The following is a 25181-nucleotide window of genomic DNA, read 5'->3' on the forward strand; positions in this document are numbered from 1 at the left end:
TTTATCCCACCGTCTTTGTATCTTCCTCTTTCAAAATCTTTTTCTCCTTCATGGAAAGCATCATTCTTTCGCATTTGTAGCGTTCCCAGTCGAAATTATTAAGGAAATCAAGAGCAGCCTGGAAGCCACGGTTGAAAAGCTCTTCTTTTTCGTCCTTTTTCATAAAGAAATTGAGCCAGTTGCTCATTCCGCAGTTCACTGTTTGAATGCTGAACAAGTGATAAAATGTATGTTTGGTAAGAAAAGTTTTGTCATTAAAACCTTTCAATGTTCCGATGATATTTCCGGCAAAAGAGAGCGGTGTTTTCAGAAGCTCTTCACTGGTTTTTCCCTTTTCGGAAAGAATATCGGAATCACTGGTCAGCTGTACACCGAATAAAGGCATCCTTGGGAAAAAAATGTCGCTGGAATGGAAAAGGTCAATCGGAAAGTTGGAAATACTTCCGCCATCAATAAATACACCTACGGGATTGATCTCTTCCGGCTTTGTATTCATCCAGAATTTCCATGCGTATTTCACTGAATCATCCGTTTTGTCGATCATCTTCTGAAACGGTTCGAAGAAAAAAGGGACGGACATGGAGGCTCTTACAAATTCTGCAGGACTTATTTTTTTCAGTTCTTCCTCGGACCAGTACAAATTGGCCATGGTTGGCAATTCCACTTTTATCTTGGCATTGATATCTGTAGTAATGACAATATATTCTGATTTTAGCTGATAGAAAGGATTGTTTTTGTAGTAGTCGTTGTTTAAGGCACTTTCATAAAAAATCCTGTACCGGGTCTGGTCGATATGTTCCAGATTATTCACTTTGATCTCTTCAATACTGTTCAGGGCAATAGCATAATATTCCATTCCGTTTCCGTAGCGGTAATTAAGATTCAGCTTCTGTTCCTGTTGGATAAACCTTTCATTCAGTTCTGCAACGGTTTTTATGCCGAAACCTTTCATCACATCCGTCATCTGGTTTAGAAATGCATTTCCCGGATTCAAACCGCTATTCTGTTTTTTAAAATCATTGTAAAACTTTTTGGCACACAGAAAAGCAATAAATACGGGGATTAAAGGAATGAGGAACAGTAATTTTGTTCGTAATGAAGTTTCAGAAGGCATCACAAAAGGAATAATAATAAGAATAATCATGATGACAGCCGCAATTATGGCATTGACCTTCAGGAAATTCCTGTTGTTCAACATCGCATGAATAAAGGTCTTTACATAGGGTTTTCCATCCATGAAATCTGAAAAATCCCAGTTGAAGAGAATATCCTTGATCACATCGCTTTTCGCTTCTTCCTTCGTACGGCAGGCGGCAATAAGCATGGTATTAATGGCTCCTGCACTGGTTCCCGCCACTTTCAGAAAACGGATTCCGAAAATTTCCAGCCCGTAAAGATAACCAACAAGAGCACTTCCCCAGACTCCGCCTCCTTCCTGGACAAACTCTACATATTGATTGCCTTCCGCATCCAGCAGGTCCGAAAACTCTTTGGATGAAATATTCTCATGCAGGGCAGTGAGCTTATCTTTAGATGCCTTAGAGAGAAATTTCTCTTCGAGAACGGTATTTAATGCATCGGTTTTCATAGGTAATAGGGTGTTTGGTTGGCTTACAATAAATTATACCATGCTATCACTTAATTTTTTTATTTAACATAATATATTTACTGCGATTTGATGATTCGTTTTATATTATAAAATTAAATGTAAATTATTTTCAAAGCATAGGTATTTTCACCCTAATGAATAAGTAAAATCACCATTGTTTTCTTCTTGCATAAATAAAAGTGATGATCACGATGAGCGCCATTAAGCCTAAAGTGAAAAAATACCCGTTTTTATGATGAAGTTCAGGCATATTGTCAAAATTCATCCCGTAAAGCCCTGCAATGAAGGTTATAGGTAAAAAGTAAACGGAATAAATCGCCAGGACTTTCATTACCTGGTTGGCTTTTTGGTCGGACAATGCCAAAAACATGGATATAAGGTTGGTGATTTGCAGATTCAAATGATCAAAATCGGCAACAACATCTTTATGCTTATCCTTTAAATCGAATACTTCAGAATCTTGCAATCCAAGAAGTTTAAACTTATCAATAGCATCTGTGGAAATAGTAAGAACCCTCGAATTCAGTCCGGATTTTCTTTTCAGCTTATATAAACGTCTGATCTGACTGGTGTGATTGGTGTTTTTCAGGAAAATTTCATTTTCGATATTATCCATGGTTTCCATCAGGCTCACCGATTCATCGTCAAAACTCTTCATCACCAGTAAAGCAATCATTAAGGCCACTTTTTCCGATGAGGCTTCCATATCGGTTCCGGAAAGCTGTTTTTTGGTTTCGGTGATACTTTTGGTTTTCATTCTGTGAATCGTGATGATCGTATGATTCAAAAGGAAAATACCGATTTTGGTGCTGATATCGCTAATGGTATTGAGGTTTTTTCTTTCAAGCTCCGTGCTTTCACGCAACAGGAAAAATTTCACATTCCCGTCCTCTTCATATTTAGGCAGGTGATTAGGGTCCAGTGTGTCTTCAAGAAGAAGATTGTTGATCTCATATCTTTCATGAAGAAATTTCAGGTCTTCCACCGTAGGAGCCTCCACGTCTACCCATTCACATTGGGAATCTCTGTATATCGTATTAATTGGCATAGAGTAAAAATACTAATATTTTGAAATAGTATGTGTTAAATAAGTTTATCTTTGCCAAAATTAAAAAACTATATGATTAAAAGTACAATAAAAGGGATCGGATTTTATGTTCCGGATAATGTTGTAACGAATGATGATCTAGCAAAATTAATGACCACAAATGATGAATGGATCACCGAAAGAACAGGAATTAAGGAAAGAAGACATAGAAAAAATAGAAATGATTCCGAGGAAACGACAGCGTATCTAGGATTTAAAGCTTCGGAAAAAGCACTTGAAAAAGCGGGTTTAACAGCTAAGGATATTGATTATATTATTTTTGCCACTCTTTCTTCGGATTATTACTTTCCGGGTTGCGGCGTTTTGCTTCAGGACTTGTTGGGCTGCGATACCATTGGAGCTCTGGATGTAAGAAACCAGTGCTCGGGGTTTGTTTATGCCATGAGTGTTGCCAACGCTTTTATCAAATCAGGGACGTATAAAAATATTTTGGTCGTAGGAGCGGAGGTCCATTCTTTCGGCTTGGATTTTTCCGATGAGGGAAGAGGTGTTTCCGTTATTTTCGGTGACGGGGCGGGAGCCATTGTACTTTCTGCTACGGAAGATGAAAATGCAGGTGATATTTTGGCGGTGAATATGCATTCCGAAGGAAAATATGCGGATGAGTTGTGTACACAGTTCCCGGGTTCAAAATTCGGATGGAGCGACAGAATGCGAAAAGAGCCTGAAAATGTAACGAATAAGGAAGTATATCCTATCATGAACGGAAATTTTGTCTTCAAACATGCGGTAACAAGATTCCCTGAAACCATGCAGGAAGCTCTTGAAAAAGCAGGTAAAACAGTTGAAGATCTGGATATGTTTATTCCGCACCAGGCAAACTTAAGAATTGCCCAGTTTGTACAGCAGAAATTCGGATTGCCGGATGAAAAAATCCACAACAATATCCAGAAGTATGGAAATACAACGGCAGCTTCCATTCCGATTGCATTAAGCGAAGCCATTGAGGAAGGAAAAGTGAAAAGAGGAGATCTTGTTCTTCTTTCAGCTTTTGGAAGCGGGTTTACATGGGGGAGTGTATTGTTTGAATACTAAAAAAAGACGAAGTAAATTTACTATCAGATAAAAAAGTCCGCAGAATTCCTGCGGACTTTTTATTTTTCAGCCTTATCACAAAGTAAAAAAAACGCCAGTTGGAAACCGGCGATTGGTATTTGAATTAAAGTGATTTCAATAACTTTTCAGTGTCTGAATAGTCCTGTCCTGTACTTTTAGCCAGCTCAATAGACTTTTCCGCCCAAAGTTTAGCATTCTTTTTATCACCAATCTTGTTGTAAAGATTAGCTAAAGTATCTGTATTGGCATAATTCTGATCTTTCTTTACAGATTCCTGAGCCCATAATAATGCTTTCTCCAAAGAAGCTTTGTCATTAACATTTTCAAAGAAATTCCACGCTGCTGAATTTAATTCTTCAGAACTTGCATTGGAATAATCTTTATAGACATGTAATGTTTGTTTTTTATACGTTTCAAAATCTTTTTCCTTTAAAGCTCTGTTTGATTTTACTTTTGCTAAAATTTTAGCAGCTTCATCTTTTGCTAAAAATTTCTGGGATTCAGTCATGAAATAATTGTCATTCCAAGTTTTGGTATCGGCGTTGTATGACTTCTTAATCACCGTATTGATCTTGATATTTTTATCAAACTTCTCGTATTTATCTGCCGGTAAAATTTTAGTGATATCGGCTTTCTTCTCCTGGAATATTTTATATAACGGACCTTCTGTACTTTGCGTTGCAGAAAGAAGCATCTGAATGTCTTCCTGGCTCATCTCTGTTTTAGTTTTGAAATAACGCTCCAGCACTCTGCCTGCAAATTCAGTATCATTATAAATGGTCAGCCCGGCAAGATTCTTTAAAAACTCGGGATCTTTTTCTCCTTTTTCAAATTTCTGTTTTAATGCAGTAAGCGTTTTATCCGGATCTTCCGCATCTTTTGCAAACTGGATGAAATCATTTTCTTCCACATAGCCTAATGTTCTGTGTACCTCTTCTCCGTTTCCGTTGATGAATAAGTAGGTAGGGAAGGCCTTTACATTATATTTCTTGGCAATATCAATTCCTTCTCCTTTTTCCATGTCAATTTTGGCATTGATGAAGTGGCTGTTATAATAATCGCCTACAGATTTAAGCGGGAAAATATTTTTTACCATCAGCTTACATGGTCCGCACCATGAAGCATAAGCATCAATAAATACAAGTTTATTCTCTTTCTTCGCCTTGGCTAATATAGTAGCGAAATTACTGTCTTCAAATTGAATTCCCTGTGCAAAAGCAAAAGCTCCGATAAACAAGGAAGAAAATAGGGCTAATTTTTTCATAAAAACTTTTTATCCGTACAAATGTAATAATTATGTAAACACATAAGTCGTACAGTAAGTAAAATAGTTACTGGTTTAATGTTTTTTTTGAAAAGCAACAAAAAATCCGCAGTAAAATGCGGATTAAGGTTTATTTCTTTTTTACAGTATCATTTTTTATAGTAGCCGTATCTGAGGGTGTTATCGGAGCGGGCTCGGAATGGGCAACCGCCGTGTCGCCCATGAGATTCCGTAAAGAATCTTTGTTATGAGCATCTTTAAACTCTTCTCTTTTTTCTTTATTCTGAGCACAGCTTCCTAAAAAAAGTAAGCCTAAGATTGCTCCTATCCATAATTTTTTCATAGTAATTATTTTAATGCGAGTATGTACTCAAATATAACAAAATGTTTTAATATATTACTTTTGCCATGCTTCATTGATATAAAAAATCCGTAGCACTTTCATCTACGGATTTTCCATTTTTACGTTAAACATAATGTTATTTTATTTAACAGGTGTTGTGGCCGCCGAATCCATTTTAATCTTGATACTGTCAGGATTGGTCATTTTTGTAGTCACTGTATCTGTCGTAGTAGGCGATACGTTTTGTCTTGTATTATCTACTGCTGTCGAATCAGTACTACTGGATGACATAGAGGATTCTTTGGTTCCACAACTTACTGCGAGTAATCCTAACCCAAAGGCTGCTAACATTAACTTTTTCATATAAACTATTTTGTTTGGTGTGATAAGGAAAGTCCAATAATTATTCCGAACCAGTCTTTCTGCGTATTAAAAAAGAATAAAATGATGTAAAGTTTGTTAATAAAAAATCCCGGAAGAATCCGGGATATATAGTATTCATTACTGATTGTTTATTAATTATCCTAAATACGGATATTTATAATCCTTAGGAGAAACAAATGTTTCTTTGATACTTCTTACGGAAGTCCATCTCAGTAAGTTCATTTTAGAACCTGCTTTATCATTGGTTCCGGAAGCTCTGCCTCCACCGAAAGGCTGCTGTCCTACAACGGCACCAGTCGGTTTGTCATTGATGTAGAAGTTTCCTGAAGCATTCTCCAACGCTTTAAAAGCTTCATTGATCGCATAACGGTCTTGTGCAAAAACAGAACCCGTCAATGAATACGGAGAAGTGGAATCTACCAGTTTTAATGTTTCTTTCCAGTCCTGATCTTCATATACATATACAGACAGGATTGGACCGAAAATTTCCTCCACCATACTTTCATAATGAGGGTTGGTAGTTTCGATCACAGTCGGGTGTACAAACCATCCTTTAGAATCATCACACTTACCACCGATCACTACATTAGCTTCACTGGATATATTAGCTCTCTCTATGTAGCCTTTACATTTTTCAAATGAATTCTTATCGATAACAGCATTGATGAAATTGGAAGGATCTTCAGGAGAGCCGATCTTAATTGAATTAACCTGAGTTTCCATCACCTTTTTCACATCTGCCCAAAGAGATTTAGGAATATAAGCTCTGGAAGCTGCAGAACATTTCTGTCCCTGATATTCGAAAGCACCTCTTACCAAAGCAGTAGCTACTGCCTCAACATTCGATGAAGGGTGAGCAATCACAAAGTCTTTTCCTCCTGTTTCCCCAACAATTCTCGGATATGTTCTGTAGTTATGAATATTGTCACCGATCATTTTCCACATTCCCTGGAATACTCTTGTAGATCCTGTGAAGTGAAGACCTGCAAAATCAGGATGCGCCAATACTTTTTCAGCAGTTTCTTTTCCGTCTGTGAAAATCATATTGATAACTCCTGCAGGAAGTCCTGCTTCCGTTAAAACATCCATAATTACTTTAGCGGAATAAATCTGCTTGTCAGAAGGTTTCCAAACCACTACGTTTCCAAGCATGGCCATACAGGTAGGAAGGTTACCGGAAATAGCCGTAAAGTTGAAAGGTGTTACTGCGAAGCAAAACCCTTCAAGAGGTCTGTATTCTACACGATTCCAGATTCCGCTGTCGGAAACCGGTTGTTCAGAATACATTTCGGTCATGAATTCCACATTGAATCGTAAGAAATCTATGAATTCACAGGCAGAATCAATTTCAGCCTGATGTACATTCTTAGACTGTCCGATCATAGTAGCTGCATTGATTACATCTCTGTAAGGACCAGCCAATAGATCAGCGGCCTTTAAGAAAATGGCAGCACGTTGTTCCCAACCCAGCTCATTCCATTCCTTTTTAGCGGCCAATGCTGCATTAATAGCGTCATCCACATGCTGCATCGTACCTTTATGATAAAAACCGAAATCATGGGCATGATCCTGAGGAGACTGAAGCTGGACTTTATCATCCGTTCTTACTTCTTTTCCATTGATAACCATAGGAATTTCTATCTTTTCCGCCCACATTTTTTTGTAGGTAGCGATAAGGCTTTTAACTTCCGGAGAACCCGGTGCATAAGAATTTACTGGCTCGTTTACTGCAAATGGGACTTGCGAAATTGCTTTTGACATATTATGTTGTATTATTTTTAATTTGCGAATGATACAAATTTACAACATTTATTTGATGTCAATGGTCAATTTTACTTTGTAAGTGAATAGTGAAATTTTAAATAGGATAAGAAATTGACTACGAAATAAATTGACCATTCACTTATTGACAATAATACCATTACATCTTTTCATTTTCTAATATTTTGAGTACCAGTTTTTCTTCCTGTGTAAGATCTGCTTTATCATCATTCACCTCAATTTCTTCCAACTCATCAAGGTATTTTTTAATGGTGTTGTTTTCATAAAGATTGATGACCAGCGGATGCACGTAATACTTTTTGCAGACTGCGGTAGTGTTGCCGAGATGAGAAGCTACAATCTCCAAAGCTTCTTTTACTTTCCTTTTGTATTCGGTATTGCTTTCCGCATACCCTATTTCTTTGAATGCGATCAGTGCACTCACTGTTCCTGACCAGGTTCTGAAATCCTTAGCCGTAAAATCTTCTCCGCTGATTTCTTTGATATAATCATTCACCACTCCGGAATCTATGGAATGACGGTTCCCTTCATCGTCATAATACTGGAAAAGCTCTTTACCGGGGATATCTTTACATTTTTGTACCAGCCTGGACAATCTCCGGCTCCTTAAATCTACATTATGCATGACCCCTTTCTTTCCTTTAAAGGAAAAAGTGATTTTTTGGCCGTTGATTTTTACATGCTTGTCTTTAAGAGTGGTTAGCCCGAATGAACCATATAATTTTTCATAGGCATTATTCCCGATACGAATGTTGGTTCGCTGCATCAGGCTTACAATAAGAGCCAGTATTTTTCTTTTTTCAAAGTTTCTCAATGCGAGATCTTTTTCGATCTGTAAGCGCATTTGAGGGAGCACATATCCAAATTGAAGCATTCTGTAAAACTTTGTATGATTTCTTAAAGCGCTCCATAAAGGATGGTACCGGTATTGCTTTCTTTTTTTGGCATCAAGACCCGTCGCCTGAAGGTGGCCGTTATCCAATGCACAGATCCATACATTTTCCCAGGCAGGAGGAATCACCAGCTTATTGATTCTGGATATTTCATCCTTATCCTTAATCTTTTTCCCATCTTTATAATAGGAATATTTTTTCCCCGTTTTCTTCCTTGTGATTCCGGCGGTTTCTGCATCGGTAGTATATACAAGATGTACTGCCTTTGCAGAAGCTTCCGGATCATTCATAATTCTGACGATTTTTGAAGGCTTTAGGTGGGAAATGAGTTCCAGTTCTGTATTCTTCTCCATAAGAAATGGTTAAGAGTTTCTACCCTTCGAAAAGATTAGTAAAAGAATAACTACAACTGCACAGACTAAAAGTATTCCCCACCACATTCCGGCCTCAAAAATGGTCTCTACTGCCTCACAACTTGTTAATAATAATAAACTAAATATGATAAAACTGTAAAAACTTAATTTTTTCATGATATCTGTATTTGGTAATTAATATTATACTCTTTGATGATCGGGCTTCCAGTTTGTAATGGATCTTTTAATGTCGTCTCCTGAAATGTTTTCGTGGAGTGCTCTGTACAAAAGATCTTTAAACTCTTCATCATAGGCAAATCTTAATGCGGCAATCTGACCAAAACTTAATTTTTCAACAACATCATCAGACCCTTTATTAAATATTTCAAAATACCGTTGCCTGAATTCAAGAATTACAATACGGTTCTGAATGCCCAATGCATAATGTTGCCTGACCATAATGGCAAGGTAAAAAAGCAGGAAAATAACAAGGGAAAATAACAGCCAGACCAGTTTGTTTTCAGGATCGTACCATATATTGTAAACACCTGCAATTTCCAGCAAAAGCAATAAAGGAAGAAAAATAAAATGATGTGGCGGATAATATTTCTTATGATTTTTATAATTCTGCTTTTTCATATAATAGGATATAGCAATAATCTTTCCAAAATGTTATATTATTAATAATAATTATTGTTTTTATGTTAAAAAACAACAGGTATATTGAATATGCCGTAAAAAATTATCATTTATTCAGGCTTTAAGTTTTGCCATCAAATTTTTTGTAACTTTCGGTTTTAAAAATTAGAAAATGACTTCAAAGGAAAAAGTAGCTGCGCTTCGTGAGGAAATGCAGAAAAATAATGTTGATGCATTTATAGTATATTCAGCCGATCCGCATATGAGCGAATACTTGCCGGAAGAATGGCAGGAAAGAGCATGGTTGTCGGGATTTTTAGGCTCTGCAGGCTTTGTGGTAATCACTCAGGATAAAGCGGGGCTTTGGACAGATGGACGGTACTTTACTCAGGCGGCAATAGAATTGGACGGTTCCGGGATCGATCTTTTCAAAGAGGGTATTGAAGGAACTCCGAATTATATCGACTGGATCATTTCTGAAATTCCGGCAGGAGGAAAAGTAGCGGTAAATGCTTTGGCAGCCTCCCATGCCAACTGGGAATTGCTTTCACAAAAATTAAATTCAAAAAATATAACGCTGGTAGATATTCCTCTTCTCAAACAGGTATGGAAGGAAAGGGGAACACCATCTAAAAATCCTATATTCGTGCACCCTGTAGAAAGGGCAGGAAAATCCGTGCATGATAAAATTGCAGCGATCCGCCAGAAAATGGAGGACCAGGAGGCAACCATCCATATCATATCCAGCCTTGATGATGTAGCATGGACCTTAAATTTGAGAGGGAGCGATGTAGAAAGTAATCCGGTATTTTTAGGATATATCATCATTACTAAAAATGATGCGATCTTATTCACTGATCTTGAAAAACTGGAAGTGGCGGCAAGAAAGCAGCTGGATGGCTCTTTTGTGAAAATGATGCCGTATGAAGAATTTTTCAATCACCTGAAAACTTTCAAAAATGAAAAAATATTGGTTTCCCCGAACAGTAACCAGTTAATTTTCGAAACATTAAAATCCGATAATCAGTTTATCAAAGCTGCAGTTCCCGGAAACCTGATGAAAGCCCAGAAAAATGAAACAGAGCTGGAAGGTTTCAGAAAGGTAATGGTAAGAGACGGGGTAGCGATGGTGAAATTCCTTTATTGGTTAACGCATAATGCCGGGAAGGAAGCTATGAATGAATATTCTATCGGTGAAAAGCTGAGAGGTTTCCGTGCAGAAGGTGAAAATTTTGTGGGGGAAAGCTTCGGAAGTATTGTAGGATATAAAGATAACGGTGCTATTATGCATTATTCTGCAAAAAGGGAAGGAAGTAAAGAAGTAACCAATGAAGCAAGTATCCTTGTAGATTCAGGAGGGCAGTATCTTGAAGGAACTACGGATATTACCAGAACATTTGCTTTAGGAAGCGTTTCTGAAGAATTTAAAAGAAATTCTACATTGGTATTACAGGGCATGATCCGTCTGTCCATGGTGAAATTCCCGAAAGGAACCAAGGGAGTGCAGCTGGATGCTATTGCAAGGCTTCCTCTTTGGATGGAAGGGAAAGATTATAATCATGGAACCGGACATGGTGTGGGAAGCTTTATGAATGTACATGAGGGGCCTCAAAATATCAGAAAGGATATGAATCCTCAGGAATTGCTTCCGGGAATGGTGTGTTCCAATGAACCGGGCTTCTATGTGGAAGGTGAATACGGAATCCGTCATGAGAACCTGATTGCGGTAAAAGAATCTGAAAAAACAGCATTCGGAACTTTCTATGAATTCGAAACGTTAACGTTCTGTCCGTTCTTCAAGGATACTATTGTAAAAGAAATCCTTTCAGAAAAAGAAATTGAATGGTTAAATGCTTATCACAAAACATGTGAGGAAAAAATTGGTCCTCATCTGGAAGGAGAAGTTAAAGATTGGTTCTTAGAGTTGGTAAGCCCGCTTTAATAACTTAAAAATAATTGTAAAGCCCTGTACATTTTCTGATACAGGGCTTTTTTATGCACTACCGTATTTTTACGGATATGGTTTTAGGGATTACCCTGAGATATTGAAGCGAGTCGGGATCTATCTTTGTCATATCAAAAGAACATCATTCATAACTTCATATAACTTAGTAATTCAAAAGCGGTAAAATCATCTCATTCCTGAGGTGATTTTATTTTATGTTTTCAATGGACATTCCTTCGTGGGTAAGCACAAGACTTTCCGTGGCAGCCTGAGAATCATTGCTGATCAATACAGGACCGATATATCGGGAAGGAAAACAGTTTTGAAGTTTCCAGACAATTAATGGATTATGCTGATCGTCCAGCAATTTGATGATAACATCCCGTCTTTCCACAGTTCCGAAATATTTTGTTCTGATCCAGTTGAAAAAATCATTGTCACCTTTTACAATATTTCTTTTTAAGATGACATCGGAAAATTTTAAGAGTCCCGGTGTTTTCATTTCGGAGTCCAGCTTAGAGCTTCCCTCCCTTACTGAAATAACATCAATGTGCATATCTAATCCGGAAACTTCCAGGAAATCAATTCTGGTTCCGCCCCATTCGACAATAAAATGGTAACGGTTGATAATTTTTGATGGCATGATTAACAGTTTTTAGTTTGTTTAAAGTTACTGATTTTAAATAAGTAATGATTGATCAATAAAATTGAAATTCATAATTTATAAATTTCACATAGACAATCTGCATCACTTTTCACTATAAAAATTGCTTCTAAAAAACTTACCTTTGCATTATGAATAACGATACCATTTGCGCACTGGCTACAGCCAATGGAATAGGGGCTCTGGGGATCATCAGGGTTTCCGGAAATGACGCTTTACCGATAGTTCAGAAAAGTTTTCCGGCCAAACAGCTGAAAAAGCAAAAATCCCATACCATTCATTACGGCTATTTTATGGATGGTGAGGAAGCGATTGATGAGGTGATGCTTTCCATTTTCCTGGCCCCGAAAAGTTTTACGACTGAAAACTCGGTGGAAATTGCTTTTCACGGTTCGCCACACATTGGAAAACGTATTCTTGAAACCTTAATTAAAAACGGAGCGAGAATGGCCAAAGCGGGAGAATTTACGCTTCGTGCTTTCATCAACGGAAGAATTGATCTTTCTCAGGCTGAAGCCATTGCAGATGTGATCGCCTCTGAAAATGAAGCTTCCCGGAAAGTGGCGATCAACCAGCTTAAAGGTGGGATTACCAATGAAATATCGTTATTAAGAACTGATTTGCTGAATTTCGTTTCCCTGATCGAACTGGAGCTTGATTTTGCTGAAGAAGATGTGGAGTTTGCGGACAGAACGGCTTTAAACCAGCTGTTGAATACAATTGAATTGAAATTAAATTCATTAATTGAAAGCTTCCAGTACGGAAATGCCATTAAGAATGGGACCGCTGTTGCCATCATCGGAAAACCGAATGCCGGAAAATCCACGTTACTCAATGCTTTACTGAAAGAGGAAAGAGCGATTGTAAGCAATATTGCCGGAACTACCAGGGACACCATTGAAGAGGTCCTTCATATCAAAGGGCACGCTTTCCGGCTGATTGATACGGCAGGATTGCGTGAAACAGAAGATGAAATTGAAGCCATTGGAGTAAAAAAAGCCAAAGAAAAGGTGGAAAATGCTAATGTCCTGGTGTATTTGGCGGATGCGGGAACAGAAGATTTCTCAGAAGATATTGAAATGATCCGTTCTTTGTTACGCGATGATCTGAAACTGATCATTTGCGCCACCAAAATTGATGAGGTTATTCCCCCAAAATACGAAGCAGTAGAAGATATCTTCCGGAAAGAGATCGAAAGTGATTTCGATTTCATCAGGATTTCAGCCGTTGAAAACCAGAATATCCAGGATCTTAAAAATGAACTGTCTTCTTATGTAGAACAATTAAAATCCGAAGAAAGTAATGTGATCATTACGAATCAGCGTCACTTTGAAGCCCTACAAAAATCTCTGGATGCTGTACATAAGGTAAAAGAGGCTATTACTTTCCAGATCTCTACGGAGCTATTGGCGTATGAATTGCGTAATGCTTTGGAACATTTAGGGGAAATATCCGGGGAAGTTACTAATGATGAGGTATTGGGGAATATTTTTTCTAAGTTTTGTATCGGGAAATAACCTAACAAATCAACAACAGCCTATATTCCCCCTCTTTCTCTACCGGAGCCCGATGTACGCAAGGCGGAACTTTTTGTTCCGGATGATCCACTGCCAATCTCCAAAGATGCCCCAGTCCTAAATTAATAGGCTTGGCATTGGGCCTGGCTTGGTAATGAAGATCAAAGTAATTATCTTTCAAAAATGTTTCAAATTCGTCTTCCGGACCGTTGTGTAATTCTTTCAGCTTTTCCCGGATTTCAGGAATTAAAATCTTTTGTATTGCCTGATCATTGGGTAAGATGTCACTGGCAGCACCATGGTAAGTACATAAAAAAGTATCAGTGCCAATAGGTGAGCGATCTACATGGTAGGAATAGACATCGGTTGAAATGAAATCGAACTCATCGTCTCGTTCATAACATTGAAGCAGGTTGAGAGAAGGGGATGCCCCGAAATCAGTTAATAATTGTAAATCATTCAAGATAATTTCCCGGGCGGTATTTCCTTTTTCTGATAATTTCAGTGCCAGAAGGTCTTCCATGGAAACTTCCGTGATGTTTTCTTTTAACTGGAGCTGAAGTACAATTTCTTTAAAATCCCCGTCTATATTTCTGTGCCAGCACAGGGCATTCGTATTCCCTTGAAAGTGGGTAGTCACCAATTCCGGAAAATTGGAAACCATCTTGATCTGATTGGTATGAGGAAATGGGTAGTTCATGTGTTGAGTAAAATATTTACTCGTTAATTCTATGCAAAAATACTGAATAAGTTCGGGAAATTAGAAGAATAGGGATAGAAGTAAACCATTGAATTTTTTCAGATTCTGTATCGCAAGTATAATCAATATTTTGTCATCATTTCCATAAGTATTAATATAGAGATGATCTTCTTGGAAGACTGGTATTCCGGGTTGAGTTGATCCCTTATTTCACCCAAAACCTTGCTCAGCTTATTGCTTACGGTTTTATTGCTCAGGCCTAAAGCTTCTGCTGTTTCATGAACGGACATATTTTTCCGTATCCTCATATCATATACTTTTTGCTCCAGGGGAGAAAGCTGGGAAACTACCTCATCGATCATGGCGAATAAAGTGGATATCTCGTTATTTTCAATAATTTCAAAGTATTCGGTATCGGTTATTTCCAGTTCAGGAAAATCAGACTCATCTATGCTTACCGTGGCTGATAACTTTTTATAGCTGTTATAATAGTCGATGACCCGGTAATGGAGATAGCGCAGCAGATAACCTTTTGCGCTTTCCGACTCATCCGTCTGTATGGTGTCCGTATTCTCTAATATTTTTATCCAAAGATTCTGAAGCAGCTCCTCTGAAACCTCTTTGTCTTTGGTTCTCACAAAAACAAAGCTGTAAAGGCTGTCCCAGTAACGCTCATACAATACCATAAAAGCAGGCCGGTCCCCTGATTTTATTTTTTTCAATAATGTGTGATCTGTATAATTCATGATTGGTACTGCAAAATTACTTAAACGAAAATTAACTTTTTGTGAACTTTAAATAAGGTAAGGTTAATTATTTCTGAAAAATATTCATGAAAATGATTGGGTAATGTTAATAAGTCATCCTGGATGATAGAAAATAGCGGTAAAAATAGGTCAGTATTAATAGAATGTTAATTCTGGCCCGGGGAAGTTTTTCATTTTCACAGTCTTATAGGTAGTAGTATTTGTGAACGAATCATGAAAATAAGATACAAAAATAGGGAAGCTTTTGTTTTCAAACTTTGGCAGAGAGAAATTTCCAATGAGAAAATGTCAGAAAAAGAAAACCGGATATTGGAGCAATGGAAAATCCATGCAGAAAAAGACCTGGATCAGGGGCATATGAAAGAATCCAAAGAAAGAGTATTATTGGCTCTGGAGCCGTACTTTGCACAACCGGTACAAGGCAGCCGTTATCCGGGCTTCACCATTTATAAGATTGCGGCCGTTATCCTGTTGATGATAACACTAGGGAGCATCTTCACCTATCATACCTTTTTTAAGCCGGATATTTATGTGGCAACTTCAGGAAACAGAAAGGTACATCTGGCGGATGGTTCTGTCATAACATTATTGCCTGGAGCCAGGCTTACAGTGGAAAAATCTTTTCCTTCTGAAACCAGGCTGGTGGATTTAAAAGGGGATGCTGTCTTTTCTGTCGCTAAATCTAAAACCCATCCTTTCGTTGTGCGGGCGGAAGGTTTTAGTACCAAAGTGCTGGGAACCGTTTTTAAAATCTCACAGTCAGGGACGAATAAAGAAGTTGATCTTTATGAAGGTAAAGTAGCGGTATCCTCAACGGGAGTTCCTGTTTCTTACCTTAAGCCTAATCAGACCTGGACCAACTTTGGATTGGCGCGTACTGCAGCTGTCATCTCATTCACTATGGAAAAAAAATCCGGTAAAAAGAGGTCTGCATTACTGTCTCTAAGCTTTAGTGACGTAGCATTAAAGGAAGTGGCCGAAGTTCTCCAAAAGAATTATAGCATAAAAATCCTGTACCCGAAAGAAACGGCTGAGAAAAAGATCACAGCGGACTTTACAGGGGGAAGCGCCGATGAAAATATAGAAGCATTAGCATTTATACTGGATCTGGAAGTGCAAAAGGAAAATCAAACCTATATACTGAAAAAATAACGATTAACGTAAAATTATTCAAAAAACAAACAATTAGTAAGGGAAGATATGAAAAGCTTGAAATGTGGTCTTACAGTCGCGGCAATATTTTTTACGGTAACCGCTGCTGAGGCGCAGGAACTGGTACAAAAAGTATCATTTTCAGCTCCTGCAAACAAACCGTTAATTGAGGTCCTGGAAGAATTTGCAGGAAAAAGAGGAATGCGGCTCGCATATTCAAAAAACGATATTAAACAACTTAAAGTTCAATCTGTAAAATGTGAAAATGTCCCGGTAAACAGCTGCCTGAAAGATATCACCAGCGGACTCCCTGTGGTATTCCGTCTGCGTGGGGATCTTATTTCAATAAAATATGACGGCTCAACTGTTTCGGTACCGGGTAACGGGAAAATTTCCGGAAAAATTGTAGATGAAGTGGGAGATCCGGTAGTGGGAGCTGAAATAAGTATAGCAAAACAAACGATTACCACTGATAACAATGGTGATTTTGTAGTCAGCCTGCCTTCAGGAATATATACTCTTATCATAAAAGCTTCCAAATACAACACGTTACGGGTAGAAAAATTATCGGTCGCCAATAACGAAACCAATACGGTTTCCTTTGCCATGAAAACTGCTCAGGATAAAATTGCAGATATTAAAGAGGTTGTAATTATAGGAACCCGTAAAGCAGATACTCAGGCCGGTTTATTAGCCCAACAGAAAAAAGCTGCCCAAATGAGTGACGGGATCTCTGCCGAGCAGATTTCCAAAACACCGGATAGCGATGTGGGCGGAACGTTGAAGAGAGTAACGGGAATCACAACAATCGACAATAAATATGTAGTTGTGCGGTCTATGGGGGAGCGCTGGAACACTGCCGCAATGGATGGAATCAGCCTGCCGAGCACAGAGGCGTACAACCAGAATTTTTCCTTCGACATTATTCCTACGGCAATGGTAGAAAGTATCATTGTAAGTAAAACAGCTACTCCGGATATGAATGCCAGTTTTGCAGGGGGGTATGTTGAAGTAAAAACGAAAGATATTCCCAATGAAAACTTTACAACGGTAACATTAGGAGCGTCTTATAATGATGTAACCACTTTTAAGGAATTTTTAACCCGTCAACGCGGAAAGTATGATTATTTCGGATATGATGATGGTACGAGAGATTTTCCAAAGGGTTTGAAGGCAATGAACTGGACCAATCCTCTGTTTTTTGAACAATCGAAACAGTTTACCAATGATAATTTCACCAATTATGCCACTAAGGCCGATATGGGGTCTAATCTGCAATTGGCATTAGGAAGGACATTCCGGTTTAAAAACAATAATAAATGGGGCTTTGCGGCAGCTTTAACAATAAGGAACGAACAAAATAAACTGGAAATAGATCATACAGGACGGGGAAACTGGCTCGATACGACATATCTCACAAGCCCTTCGGAAGAAGACTATCAGGAAGCTCCTGTAAAGTTTTACAATTTCAAAAATAAGGGAGCTTCCTACACCTATAATTCAACCGTGGCCGGGATGGTGAACTTTGGACTGCAATTGGGGAAAAGCAGACTTTCATTCCGGAATTCCTATACTCATATTTATGATAATACACTTACGAGAGTAACAGGCTGGAATGAATATACAGGCGGAAGCGGATTGCCGGGTAATGCAGAAGTATCATATAACTATTTCTATCATGGAATCGTTCCCAATAACGATCCGGCACAAATAAAATACTTAGACAAACCTTATACGGATAACGTAGATTATCCCATTTATCAGACCCTTTTGCAGAACAAGCTGGAAGGGAACCATAAAATCGGAAATTTTGAGGTCGACTGGTTTGCAGCCAGAACAGGTGTATCATCTGACACCAAAGACTATACACAGCATCAGACTTTTTATGATTTTATTGGAAATGAGATCTTAACCTACCATCAAATCAATAATTCCTCCAGTGATTTTGCGAGAGGGTATATTGAAAACAGGCAGACCGATTACAATTATGGGGCCTCCTTCAAATGGAGTATCGATACAGGCAGTTTTAAAAATGATATCAAAACAGGGTATGCCGGAGCCTCAAAAAGCAATACGAACCAGCAGCAGAAATTTTTGTTGAGAGTGGATGAAAAGACAGGAAGTAATAACCTGATTCTATATGGTCCGCTTTCCGGGTGGTTTGACGGATCTCATTATGTGCCGGGTGGAATAGGATGGGAAACGAGGCCACTCTATGAAAATGAAAAGTATGAAGGAAAAGTGGATCAGCATGCCATATATGTAATGTTTGACAACCGTTGGAAAAATAAATTCAGGCTGGTCTGGGGCCTCCGTGTTGAATATTTCAAATATAATCTCATTTCCCAGCAATTAGATCCTGGTGATCCGCAAAATGTATACAAAACAGCCGTTGAAGATAAGCCATGGCAATGGATGCCTTCTGCCAACTTTACGTATAGCCCGACCAATAAAATTAACGTAAGGTTAGCATACAACAGGCAGGCGATCCGGCCCCAGTTTAATGAAAGAACAGGGTTGCCATACTTCGATCCCATTGCTAACGGATTGATTCATAATACGGAAATGGTCTCATCAATAGTAGATAATTATGATTTCAAATTTGAATGGTTTCCCGGATTGGGAGAGATATTTTCAGCAGGGCTGTACTATAAAGATATCGACAGGCCTATTGAAAGGGAAGGTAATATTTCCAACGAAGGAAACCTGCATCTCTATAACGGAAATTCTAAAAATGCAAAATTAAAAGGATTTGAATTGGAGGTTAGGAAAAACCTGGGCTTCATTGCAACAGATTCTTTTCTGGAAAAACTCTTTATCAACGGAAACTTCACCTATAATAATACAAAAGTGATAGCCTTTAAAGATAAGGCAAAAACGACTGATGAAGATCCCACCTACGAAGTAGAAAGACCCTTGTACGGTCAAACTCCTTATGCCTATAACTTAGGATTAATGTATGATGGAGAACGTTTAGGACTAAGCTTTTTATACAATGCAAAAGGGGATCAGTACATCACCGTGGGATATGCTTATAACGGGGAAGAAATACAAAGGCCATATGCCGTAGCCGATGCGCAAATCGCGTATAAGTTCCTGAAAGATAAAAATCTGGAGGTGAAGTTCAATATCCGGAATCTGTTTAATAGGGTAAAGGAATATTATAACAACTACAACTCGTATTCGGTTTCGAAAGGTGGTGCTTCGCAAACGGAAAGAGAACTATGGGAGCTTTTACCGGGGGCAACCAATAAGTACGATAAAAATATTGATAAGATTTTATTCCGGGCGTACAGCGGAAGAATGTTTGGATTAAGTGTGAATTACACTTTTTAAATAAAAAACAGAAGAAAAGAGCTCAATGTAATGCACAGGTTCCGGTATCCTGAAAACGGATCAAAAAAATACTGCTGATGCGCAAAACAGTATAGATTCAAATAAAAACCGGCGTCAATAGCTGCTCCCAGGTATTGACAGAATCCACAGGGAGACTTGGCGATAAGGCTCCTCCCGCGTTGCTGAGTAAAAAAAATTAACCAAATCGCAGAAATACAGAGGAGGGTATTTCTAAATAATAAAACGGCCGAAAATCATAAACAGCCGGGTAATTCTAAAAAATTGTAACAATGAAAAAACTAACTCTGATCGCAGCTGCAGCATTATCGCTTACTGCTTGTCAACATGATTCATTAGCGGGGTCATCTTCATTTGATATGAAATCTGCTTCTGCAGAATATATTACAGCTTCTGCACTTCCTGTAACTACCGTTAATAGTGATATTACTACAAACACTACTTGGAGTGGAGTGATAGAACTTGACGGAAATATAGCGGTGAAAAACGGTGCAACGCTTACTATTCAGCCTGGAACATTTATCAAGGCTAAACCAAACACTGCCGGAGAAGGAAGAGGTGTTTTAATTATCACAAAAACAGGTTCAATCAACGCTACCGGTACAGAATCTCAGCCTATTATCTTTACAAGCTACAGATTATTGGATGGTAACGAAGATACTACTGCCAATCCGGGAGATTTCGGAGGGGTGGTTTTATTGGGAGATGCTCCTACAAACGTTCCTACAACCACTACTGTAGAAGGTCTTCCTACAAATAATCCTGAATTCTATTTTGGAGGAACCAATTCCGGCCACAATGCAGGGACTATGAAATACGTTCGTATCGAATTCGCTGGTTATGATTTCGTTGGGGCTAATTCAGGAAATGAGGTTAACGCTTTAACTTTAGCTGGAGTAGGAAACGGTACTACGTTAGATCATATCCAGGTATCTTACGGTCAGGATGATTCTTTCGAATTCTTCGGAGGTACTGTGAACGCTTCCAACTTAGTGTCTTTCGCGGCAGAAGATGATAATTTCGATTTTGATAACGGGTATACAGGTACTATTACTTGTGCACTTTCTTTGGCCGATTATAATTCTGCACATACGGTAAGCGGTGGAAGTCCGGATTCTAACGGTATCGAGTTGGATAACAACGCAGGGGGAACGTCTACTACGTTGCTTACACATCCGGTAATTAATAATCTTACCATCATCGGAGCTAAAAACAGTGCACAAGGTGCATTGTATGAAAATGGTATTCACATCAGAAGACACGGAAGATTAACATTGAATGATGCTGTAGTTACGGGATATCCTGTAGGAATTAAAGTAGAAGGTACCGGTTCTGAATTATCTTCAGCCTCTACGTACAGTTCAATCAAAGTACACGGATTTACAACGTCTGTTACAGGTGCAGGAACTGCAGGAATCCCTGCAGCTAACCTGTTAACGGGATCACCGGCAGCACTTTGGGGGATGAGCCAGCCATTCTACAACGAAGGCGGTTGGAATGTATCTCCTAGAAACTGTGGTAACTTCCAGGGTGTATGGACAAAATATGATTTCTCAGTTGTAGAATAAAAAACTAAATGCAGGGAAAGCAGTGATTGCTATTCCCTGCTTTTTAATAAATCATTAAATTATGAAAAAAATACTTTTATCAACTATTATACTTGTATCAGGTTTAGCTTCTGCACAAAGTCTGGTATGGAGCAATTCTTTTGATTCTGCTGCTGATTTGCAGGGATGGACCTTTCATGACCTGAACAGCAATGGAAATGGCTGGGTACAAGGCTCGAATATCTATTATAACGGAACCAGCCTGGCATACGGTACTTCAGGAACCCTGCGGTATTCTATCAATTTGGTGCCTTCAGGAAATGCTACAGGATTTGCCACTGAAAACGATTGGATTATTTCTCCACAAATAGACCTTACGGGGGCGTCCGGAACAATTACACTGGCGGGATACATCGGCAGGCAAAGGTCTACACACACAAGTGTGAGCAGAGATGTTTATATCTTTGTAAGCACGCCTCAGAAACCGGTTCCTGAGCTTTCCGATTTTCAACAATTGGCCACTGATGCACAGAATGCAGGTGGAGCATTGTATAAATTCAGTGCTACAACCGCCAATTTACCTGCAGACCTTACCCAGTTTGCAGAATCCTTGGTTAATATTTCAGCATTTGCAGGGAAAAAGATTTATATCGGATTATGGTCCAACAGGATAACCTCCGGTGCAGCTTCCAACTCTCAGAATATTAACATCGACGAAATGGCTATTTTCGCTTCCGTTCTGAAAACGAACGAGGTAAAAGCCCTTAAAAGCCTGACTAAAATAACAGAAAATCCGGTAACGGAATTTTTAAATCTGAAACTTAACCCTGACCTGAAAGAAAACAAAACGGATGTTATCATCTATAATATGGCGGGACAAAAGGTTTATGCCGCCCCGTATTCAAAAACTATGAATGTTGGAGGGCTGCCAACCGGAACCTATATGGGTGAAGTATCTGACGGCAGCATAACAGAAAGACTGAAATTTATTAAAAAATAATCTTGATCAGCAAGGAGATCTGATGAAGAATTTTATAAAAATATAAAGATGAAAAGACTTTCACAATAAGTTTAAAAAAGACCTATCCCATATAATTTTTATAATTAGCTATTGCCCTGCACACCTTAGGGCAGGGCAATATTTCTAAGATTAAACTTTATAATTTTAAATAATATACATGAAAAAGCTTATAGCACTGATACTACTTGCAACCTTATCTTCCTGTGCAGACAATACTGTTATGGAGCGGTATGACAAAGCACAAAAACCTGCTACCGTCAACATTAAAGGATACTCCAAGCCGGATGTGCTTCAGCTCAGGCTTAACGGGTTACCCGTATCGATCAACGGAAGCACTTCCTATACCGATAAAATAGAAACCCAGCTCAGTTTTGTAGTGGATGAAGGGGAAACGGATGATCTGGAAATTTACAATCATCAAACAGGAGCTCAGATAGCCCGATACAAAATCAACTATGATAATACAGATCAATATAAAAACCTTTATTTTTTTAACCTGCCCGGAATTTTCCTGCAAACCTATGCCGTAAAACCTCAGGTAAACCTGGGGAAAGTGGGTTTTGAGTTTATTTTTCCTAACCTGGGCGAATATTCAGGCTCTACATTACAGAACGTTAAAGGAGTTCTGAAAAGAGAAAACGGGGTAATATTGGCAGAGTTTGAAAATATTGGGAAAGACAATTTCACGGCAGTGAAAATATATAATTATTTCAGTGCAACCGCACCGGTATATTTGGAATTGTATAAGCCCGGAACTTTGGAACCTTATTCAGGCCCCAATCTCATAAAAGTGAAAATAAAACAGGATATAGGAGCCAATATGATTGTGCTTCAGGAAAAACTGGAAAATGGACAGCTCGTCGTAAAAGGCGAGATAGATTTTGCTGATTATCTCTAAAAAAGAACCATAATTAACGGGTTGATGAAAAATTTCTTTACACTTCAGGTATTAACGCTGATCATGGCATCCATCTTTGCCGTTTCTTGTACCCAAAGGGATCAGGATATTCCCGAATTCCCGGAAGGAACCACGGAATATGTGAATGCATGGGTTCAGGACAGCATGAAAAGGTATTATTATTGGGCAGACCAGATGCCGGCTAAGCCCAATTACCATCTTCCGGTAAAAGATTTTTTTAAAAGCTTATTATCTCCCCAGGATCGGTTTTCTTTCATTGTCAATACCGAAGATTCTTCCACGTATCCCCGTTCTGTGCGCAATATGTATGGCTTTGACTTTGCCGTTTTACAGCTCGCAAATGGAGAAATAGCCACCGTCATAAAGCTTGTGCTTAAGAATTCTCCCGCCTTAAATGCAGGGCTGGAAAGAGGGATGATGATAAAAAAGATCAATGGTCAGGCTATTACAGCAGCAAATGTAGGACAATTGACATCCTCTATTGCGGATCATACTGTCCTGGAACTTACGGTAGGAAATTGGGTGAACGGTTCCATTGTGAATGAAAAAAATATTATGGTGTATTATGGCTTTTCATTCCAGCAGCCGATTATGTCTAAAATTTTTGAAAAAAACGGTAAAAAAACGGGCTACCTTTATATCTATGACTTTCCGGATGGAATGACACCTGCCCTGAATCAGAAATTCGCTGATTTTAAAGTAGCGGGAGTTCAGGAGCTTATCCTTGATCTCCGGTATAATTACGGAGGTTCTGTGTCCTCAGCTGCAGCCCTATGTTCACTGATTCCCTCGGGAATATCTGCTCATTCTCCGTTTATTATTTATAAAGGAAATAAAAACGGCGGAGAAGTGAAGAGAACGTTTTCACAACAGATCGCGTACGATTCGGATGCCCTTGATTTCAATACACTTCATGCCAATGCCCTGGGATTAAGCAAAGTGTATATTATCACATCAAATAGTACGGCATCAGCATCGGAAATAGTGATCAATAACCTTAAACCTTATATGCAGGTTATTCAGATGGGTGAGGTAACCCTTGGAAAGGACATGGCAGGATTTATTATTGATGATAAAAGAAAGCCGAGAAAGATCTCATGGCAGATTCATCCTGTTATTTATAAAGTATTCAATGCTAACGGCGGGGGCGGGTACAATAACGGGATTATCCCGCAAACTGTTGTTAGTGAATTTATGGCATTGCCATTATTGCCGTTGGGTGATCCTGATGAAACCCTCATATCCTCCGTGTTGAATACCATTTATTTAAAATCTGCCAATACAGGATCTTTTGATAAAAAGCCCGACATTTTATTTCAAAGTGATCTACCCCCTTTTACAGAAATTGGAAAGTAACCTATAAATAATAATACAATGCAGGGAATAGATCCTAAATTTCACAGCAGCCTTATAGATCGTATGAAGTATTATCGGTACTTATTAAATGAAATAAATAATGAATCCGATATTCAGTCCTCTGATATCATCTCCCGAACTTCAGAATTGGACGAACTTTATAATGAGTATCTGATGAATAAAAAGCAATTGGAAAACAGTATTAAAAATTACCGGCAATACCATCTTGATTTACATAAATCAGTGACTGCGAGATTGCGGGAATTGAAAAGAAAGGTAAGGCAGGAATAATAAATATTTATAAACAATGAAAATTCTTTCTTTGAAGTAAAGGCTTGGCATTTGGTTAAGCCTTTTTGTATGGGTTGACTATTCCGGAATTATTTCTACTTGTTTCAGAGACTTCACATATTATCTTTTTGTAATATAAAAAAAACAAATCTCTTATGGTTGAATTATCACTTTTTTATTTCTATATTTGCTTAAAACTAAATAATTATAAATCTTTATAATTATAAATACACAAATTGTAATAAATTATTTCTAAGAATAAAAATATAAACCATAGACATGAATGGTTATTTGGCAATTAATATCAAATTATCTTTATTATTAAAAATATAACAAAAAAGCAATTACTCTTATTCAGCCATAACAGAACTGTCTGTACATCTGATGCATAGCGTTTTGTTTGGAATTTCCCTCAGATCAATTCAATACTATCAACACAATGAAAAATGTAGCCCTTTTTTACGTAGTCCCTTTTGTAGAACATAACATCGGTTCTCCGACTAATAATGTCTTAATT

21 protein-coding genes are annotated in these 25181 nt (G+C 38.3%); 10 read left to right on the top strand and 11 right to left on the bottom strand.

What is annotated here, in order from left to right; translation table 11 throughout:
* Nucleotide 1: 1 nt before the first annotated feature.
* Together BCF58_RS04035 and BCF58_RS04040 are read right to left on the bottom strand one after the other, a co-directional pair.
* On the bottom strand, nucleotides 2-1588 hold the full coding sequence (locus BCF58_RS04035; protein ID WP_121460498.1) for a patatin-like phospholipase family protein: 1587 nt from the start codon (nucleotides 1586-1588) through the stop codon (nucleotides 2-4).
* Between the two features lie 169 nt (nucleotides 1589-1757).
* The gene (locus BCF58_RS04040; RefSeq protein ID WP_121460499.1) at nucleotides 1758-2657 is read right to left on the bottom strand and encodes a magnesium transporter CorA family protein; all 900 of its coding nucleotides are present in this window, start codon (nucleotides 2655-2657) and stop codon (nucleotides 1758-1760) included.
* A gap of 72 nt (nucleotides 2658-2729) precedes the next feature.
* Between BCF58_RS04040 and BCF58_RS04045 the strand changes: the two genes are divergently transcribed.
* Nucleotides 2730-3752 carry a 3-oxoacyl-ACP synthase III family protein gene (locus BCF58_RS04045; protein WP_121460500.1) on the top strand — a complete coding sequence of 341 codons (1023 nt, stop codon included), beginning with the start codon at nucleotides 2730-2732 and terminating at the stop codon, nucleotides 3750-3752.
* A gap of 124 nt (nucleotides 3753-3876) precedes the next feature.
* Here BCF58_RS04045 and BCF58_RS04050 read toward each other — a convergent pair whose 3' ends face one another.
* The 6 genes from BCF58_RS04050 to BCF58_RS04080 form a co-directional block, all read right to left on the bottom strand.
* On the bottom strand, nucleotides 3877-5037 hold the full coding sequence (locus tag BCF58_RS04050) for a thioredoxin fold domain-containing protein (RefSeq protein ID WP_121460501.1): 1161 nt from the start codon (nucleotides 5035-5037) through the stop codon (nucleotides 3877-3879).
* Nucleotides 5038-5167: 130 nt separating this feature from the next.
* On the bottom strand, nucleotides 5168-5380 hold the full coding sequence (locus BCF58_RS04055) for a hypothetical protein (protein WP_121460502.1): 213 nt from the start codon (nucleotides 5378-5380) through the stop codon (nucleotides 5168-5170).
* Between the two features lie 141 nt (nucleotides 5381-5521).
* Nucleotides 5522-5731, bottom strand: a complete 210-nt coding sequence (locus BCF58_RS04060) for a cytochrome C551 (protein ID WP_228434729.1) — start codon at nucleotides 5729-5731, stop codon at nucleotides 5522-5524.
* 168 nt (nucleotides 5732-5899) lie between these two features.
* Nucleotides 5900-7525, bottom strand: coding sequence for an L-glutamate gamma-semialdehyde dehydrogenase (gene pruA / locus BCF58_RS04065; RefSeq protein WP_121460504.1), 1626 nt, complete (start codon nucleotides 7523-7525; stop codon nucleotides 5900-5902).
* 160 nt (nucleotides 7526-7685) lie between these two features.
* Nucleotides 7686-8792, bottom strand: a complete 1107-nt coding sequence (locus tag BCF58_RS04070; protein ID WP_121460505.1) for a DNA topoisomerase IB — start codon at nucleotides 8790-8792, stop codon at nucleotides 7686-7688.
* Between the two features lie 201 nt (nucleotides 8793-8993).
* Nucleotides 8994-9431, bottom strand: coding sequence for a DUF6526 family protein (locus tag BCF58_RS04080; RefSeq protein WP_121460507.1), 438 nt, complete (start codon nucleotides 9429-9431; stop codon nucleotides 8994-8996).
* A gap of 172 nt (nucleotides 9432-9603) precedes the next feature.
* On the opposite strand from BCF58_RS04080, the gene BCF58_RS04085 reads away from it, so the two are divergent.
* Nucleotides 9604-11373, top strand: coding sequence for an aminopeptidase P family protein (locus BCF58_RS04085; protein WP_121460508.1), 1770 nt, complete (start codon nucleotides 9604-9606; stop codon nucleotides 11371-11373).
* Between the two features lie 211 nt (nucleotides 11374-11584).
* Here the strand turns inward: BCF58_RS04085 and BCF58_RS04090 are convergent, their stop codons facing one another.
* Nucleotides 11585-12019, bottom strand: coding sequence for a phage tail protein (locus BCF58_RS04090; RefSeq protein ID WP_228434730.1), 435 nt, complete (start codon nucleotides 12017-12019; stop codon nucleotides 11585-11587).
* 152 nt (nucleotides 12020-12171) lie between these two features.
* On the opposite strand from BCF58_RS04090, the gene mnmE reads away from it, so the two are divergent.
* On the top strand, nucleotides 12172-13557 hold the full coding sequence (gene mnmE, locus BCF58_RS04095) for a tRNA uridine-5-carboxymethylaminomethyl(34) synthesis GTPase MnmE (protein WP_121460510.1): 1386 nt from the start codon (nucleotides 12172-12174) through the stop codon (nucleotides 13555-13557).
* 1 nt (nucleotide 13558) lies between these two features.
* Here the strand turns inward: mnmE and BCF58_RS04100 are convergent, their stop codons facing one another.
* Nucleotides 13559-14257, bottom strand: coding sequence for a DUF1826 domain-containing protein (locus BCF58_RS04100; RefSeq protein ID WP_121460511.1), 699 nt, complete (start codon nucleotides 14255-14257; stop codon nucleotides 13559-13561).
* Nucleotides 14258-14379: 122 nt separating this feature from the next.
* Nucleotides 14380-15003 carry an RNA polymerase sigma factor gene (locus BCF58_RS04105; protein WP_121460512.1) on the bottom strand — a complete coding sequence of 208 codons (624 nt, stop codon included), beginning with the start codon at nucleotides 15001-15003 and terminating at the stop codon, nucleotides 14380-14382.
* 234 nt (nucleotides 15004-15237) lie between these two features.
* On the opposite strand from BCF58_RS04105, the gene BCF58_RS04110 reads away from it, so the two are divergent.
* The 7 genes from BCF58_RS04110 (at nucleotide 15238) to BCF58_RS04140 (ending at nucleotide 24664) form a co-directional block, all read left to right on the top strand.
* The gene (locus BCF58_RS04110; RefSeq protein ID WP_121460513.1) at nucleotides 15238-16176 is read left to right on the top strand and encodes a FecR family protein; all 939 of its coding nucleotides are present in this window, start codon (nucleotides 15238-15240) and stop codon (nucleotides 16174-16176) included.
* Nucleotides 16177-16224: 48 nt separating this feature from the next.
* A complete protein-coding gene (locus tag BCF58_RS04115; RefSeq protein WP_121460514.1) occupies nucleotides 16225-19512 on the top strand; it encodes a TonB-dependent receptor in 3288 nt (1095 codons plus the stop codon).
* 290 nt (nucleotides 19513-19802) lie between these two features.
* The gene (locus BCF58_RS04120; RefSeq protein ID WP_121460515.1) at nucleotides 19803-21098 is read left to right on the top strand and encodes a hypothetical protein; all 1296 of its coding nucleotides are present in this window, start codon (nucleotides 19803-19805) and stop codon (nucleotides 21096-21098) included.
* Between the two features lie 61 nt (nucleotides 21099-21159).
* Nucleotides 21160-22077 (top strand): T9SS-dependent choice-of-anchor J family protein, encoded by a 918-nt coding sequence (locus tag BCF58_RS04125; RefSeq protein ID WP_121460516.1) that lies wholly within the window; start codon nucleotides 21160-21162, stop codon nucleotides 22075-22077.
* Nucleotides 22078-22255: 178 nt separating this feature from the next.
* Nucleotides 22256-22996, top strand: coding sequence for a hypothetical protein (locus tag BCF58_RS04130; protein WP_121460517.1), 741 nt, complete (start codon nucleotides 22256-22258; stop codon nucleotides 22994-22996).
* A 24-nt stretch (nucleotides 22997-23020) separates the two neighbouring features.
* Nucleotides 23021-24373 carry a S41 family peptidase gene (locus tag BCF58_RS04135; protein ID WP_121461039.1) on the top strand — a complete coding sequence of 451 codons (1353 nt, stop codon included), beginning with the start codon at nucleotides 23021-23023 and terminating at the stop codon, nucleotides 24371-24373.
* An 18-nt stretch (nucleotides 24374-24391) separates the two neighbouring features.
* Nucleotides 24392-24664: a hypothetical protein gene (locus BCF58_RS04140; RefSeq protein WP_121460518.1), complete on the top strand. Its 273-nt coding sequence runs from the start codon at nucleotides 24392-24394 to the stop codon at nucleotides 24662-24664.
* Nucleotides 24665-25181 lie beyond the last annotated feature (517 nt).

This window comes from Chryseobacterium defluvii, assembly GCF_003634775.1.
Taxonomy (GTDB): domain Bacteria; phylum Bacteroidota; class Bacteroidia; order Flavobacteriales; family Weeksellaceae; genus Chryseobacterium; species Chryseobacterium defluvii.

What these genes read in the sequence shown, in the direction of transcription:
- BCF58_RS04035 (WP_121460498.1), bottom strand. Translation starts at nt 1,588, where the DNA reads ATGAAAACCGATGCATTAAATACCGTTCTCGAAGAGAAATTTCTCTCT.
- BCF58_RS04050 (WP_121460501.1), bottom strand. Translation starts at nt 5,037, where the DNA reads ATGAAAAAATTAGCCCTATTTTCTTCCTTGTTTATCGGAGCTTTTGCT.
- BCF58_RS04090 (WP_228434730.1), bottom strand. Translation starts at nt 12,019, where the DNA reads ATGCCATCAAAAATTATCAACCGTTACCATTTTATTGTCGAATGGGGC.
- BCF58_RS04040 (WP_121460499.1), bottom strand. Translation starts at nt 2,657, where the DNA reads ATGCCAATTAATACGATATACAGAGATTCCCAATGTGAATGGGTAGAC.
- BCF58_RS04125 (WP_121460516.1), top strand. Translation starts at nt 21,160, where the DNA reads ATGAAAAAAATACTTTTATCAACTATTATACTTGTATCAGGTTTAGCT.
- BCF58_RS04070 (WP_121460505.1), bottom strand. Translation starts at nt 8,792, where the DNA reads ATGGAGAAGAATACAGAACTGGAACTCATTTCCCACCTAAAGCCTTCA.
- BCF58_RS04045 (WP_121460500.1), top strand. Translation starts at nt 2,730, where the DNA reads ATGATTAAAAGTACAATAAAAGGGATCGGATTTTATGTTCCGGATAAT.
- BCF58_RS04105 (WP_121460512.1), bottom strand. Translation starts at nt 15,003, where the DNA reads ATGAATTATACAGATCACACATTATTGAAAAAAATAAAATCAGGGGAC.
- mnmE (WP_121460510.1), top strand. Translation starts at nt 12,172, where the DNA reads ATGAATAACGATACCATTTGCGCACTGGCTACAGCCAATGGAATAGGG.
- BCF58_RS04135 (WP_121461039.1), top strand. Translation starts at nt 23,021, where the DNA reads ATGAAAAATTTCTTTACACTTCAGGTATTAACGCTGATCATGGCATCC.
- BCF58_RS04140 (WP_121460518.1), top strand. Translation starts at nt 24,392, where the DNA reads ATGCAGGGAATAGATCCTAAATTTCACAGCAGCCTTATAGATCGTATG.
- BCF58_RS04100 (WP_121460511.1), bottom strand. Translation starts at nt 14,257, where the DNA reads ATGAACTACCCATTTCCTCATACCAATCAGATCAAGATGGTTTCCAAT.
- pruA (WP_121460504.1), bottom strand. Translation starts at nt 7,525, where the DNA reads ATGTCAAAAGCAATTTCGCAAGTCCCATTTGCAGTAAACGAGCCAGTA.
- BCF58_RS04055 (WP_121460502.1), bottom strand. Translation starts at nt 5,380, where the DNA reads ATGAAAAAATTATGGATAGGAGCAATCTTAGGCTTACTTTTTTTAGGA.
- BCF58_RS04080 (WP_121460507.1), bottom strand. Translation starts at nt 9,431, where the DNA reads ATGAAAAAGCAGAATTATAAAAATCATAAGAAATATTATCCGCCACAT.
- BCF58_RS04060 (WP_228434729.1), bottom strand. Translation starts at nt 5,731, where the DNA reads ATGTTAGCAGCCTTTGGGTTAGGATTACTCGCAGTAAGTTGTGGAACC.
- BCF58_RS04130 (WP_121460517.1), top strand. Translation starts at nt 22,256, where the DNA reads ATGAAAAAGCTTATAGCACTGATACTACTTGCAACCTTATCTTCCTGT.
- BCF58_RS04085 (WP_121460508.1), top strand. Translation starts at nt 9,604, where the DNA reads ATGACTTCAAAGGAAAAAGTAGCTGCGCTTCGTGAGGAAATGCAGAAA.
- BCF58_RS04110 (WP_121460513.1), top strand. Translation starts at nt 15,238, where the DNA reads ATGAAAATAAGATACAAAAATAGGGAAGCTTTTGTTTTCAAACTTTGG.
- BCF58_RS04115 (WP_121460514.1), top strand. Translation starts at nt 16,225, where the DNA reads ATGAAAAGCTTGAAATGTGGTCTTACAGTCGCGGCAATATTTTTTACG.
- BCF58_RS04120 (WP_121460515.1), top strand. Translation starts at nt 19,803, where the DNA reads ATGAAAAAACTAACTCTGATCGCAGCTGCAGCATTATCGCTTACTGCT.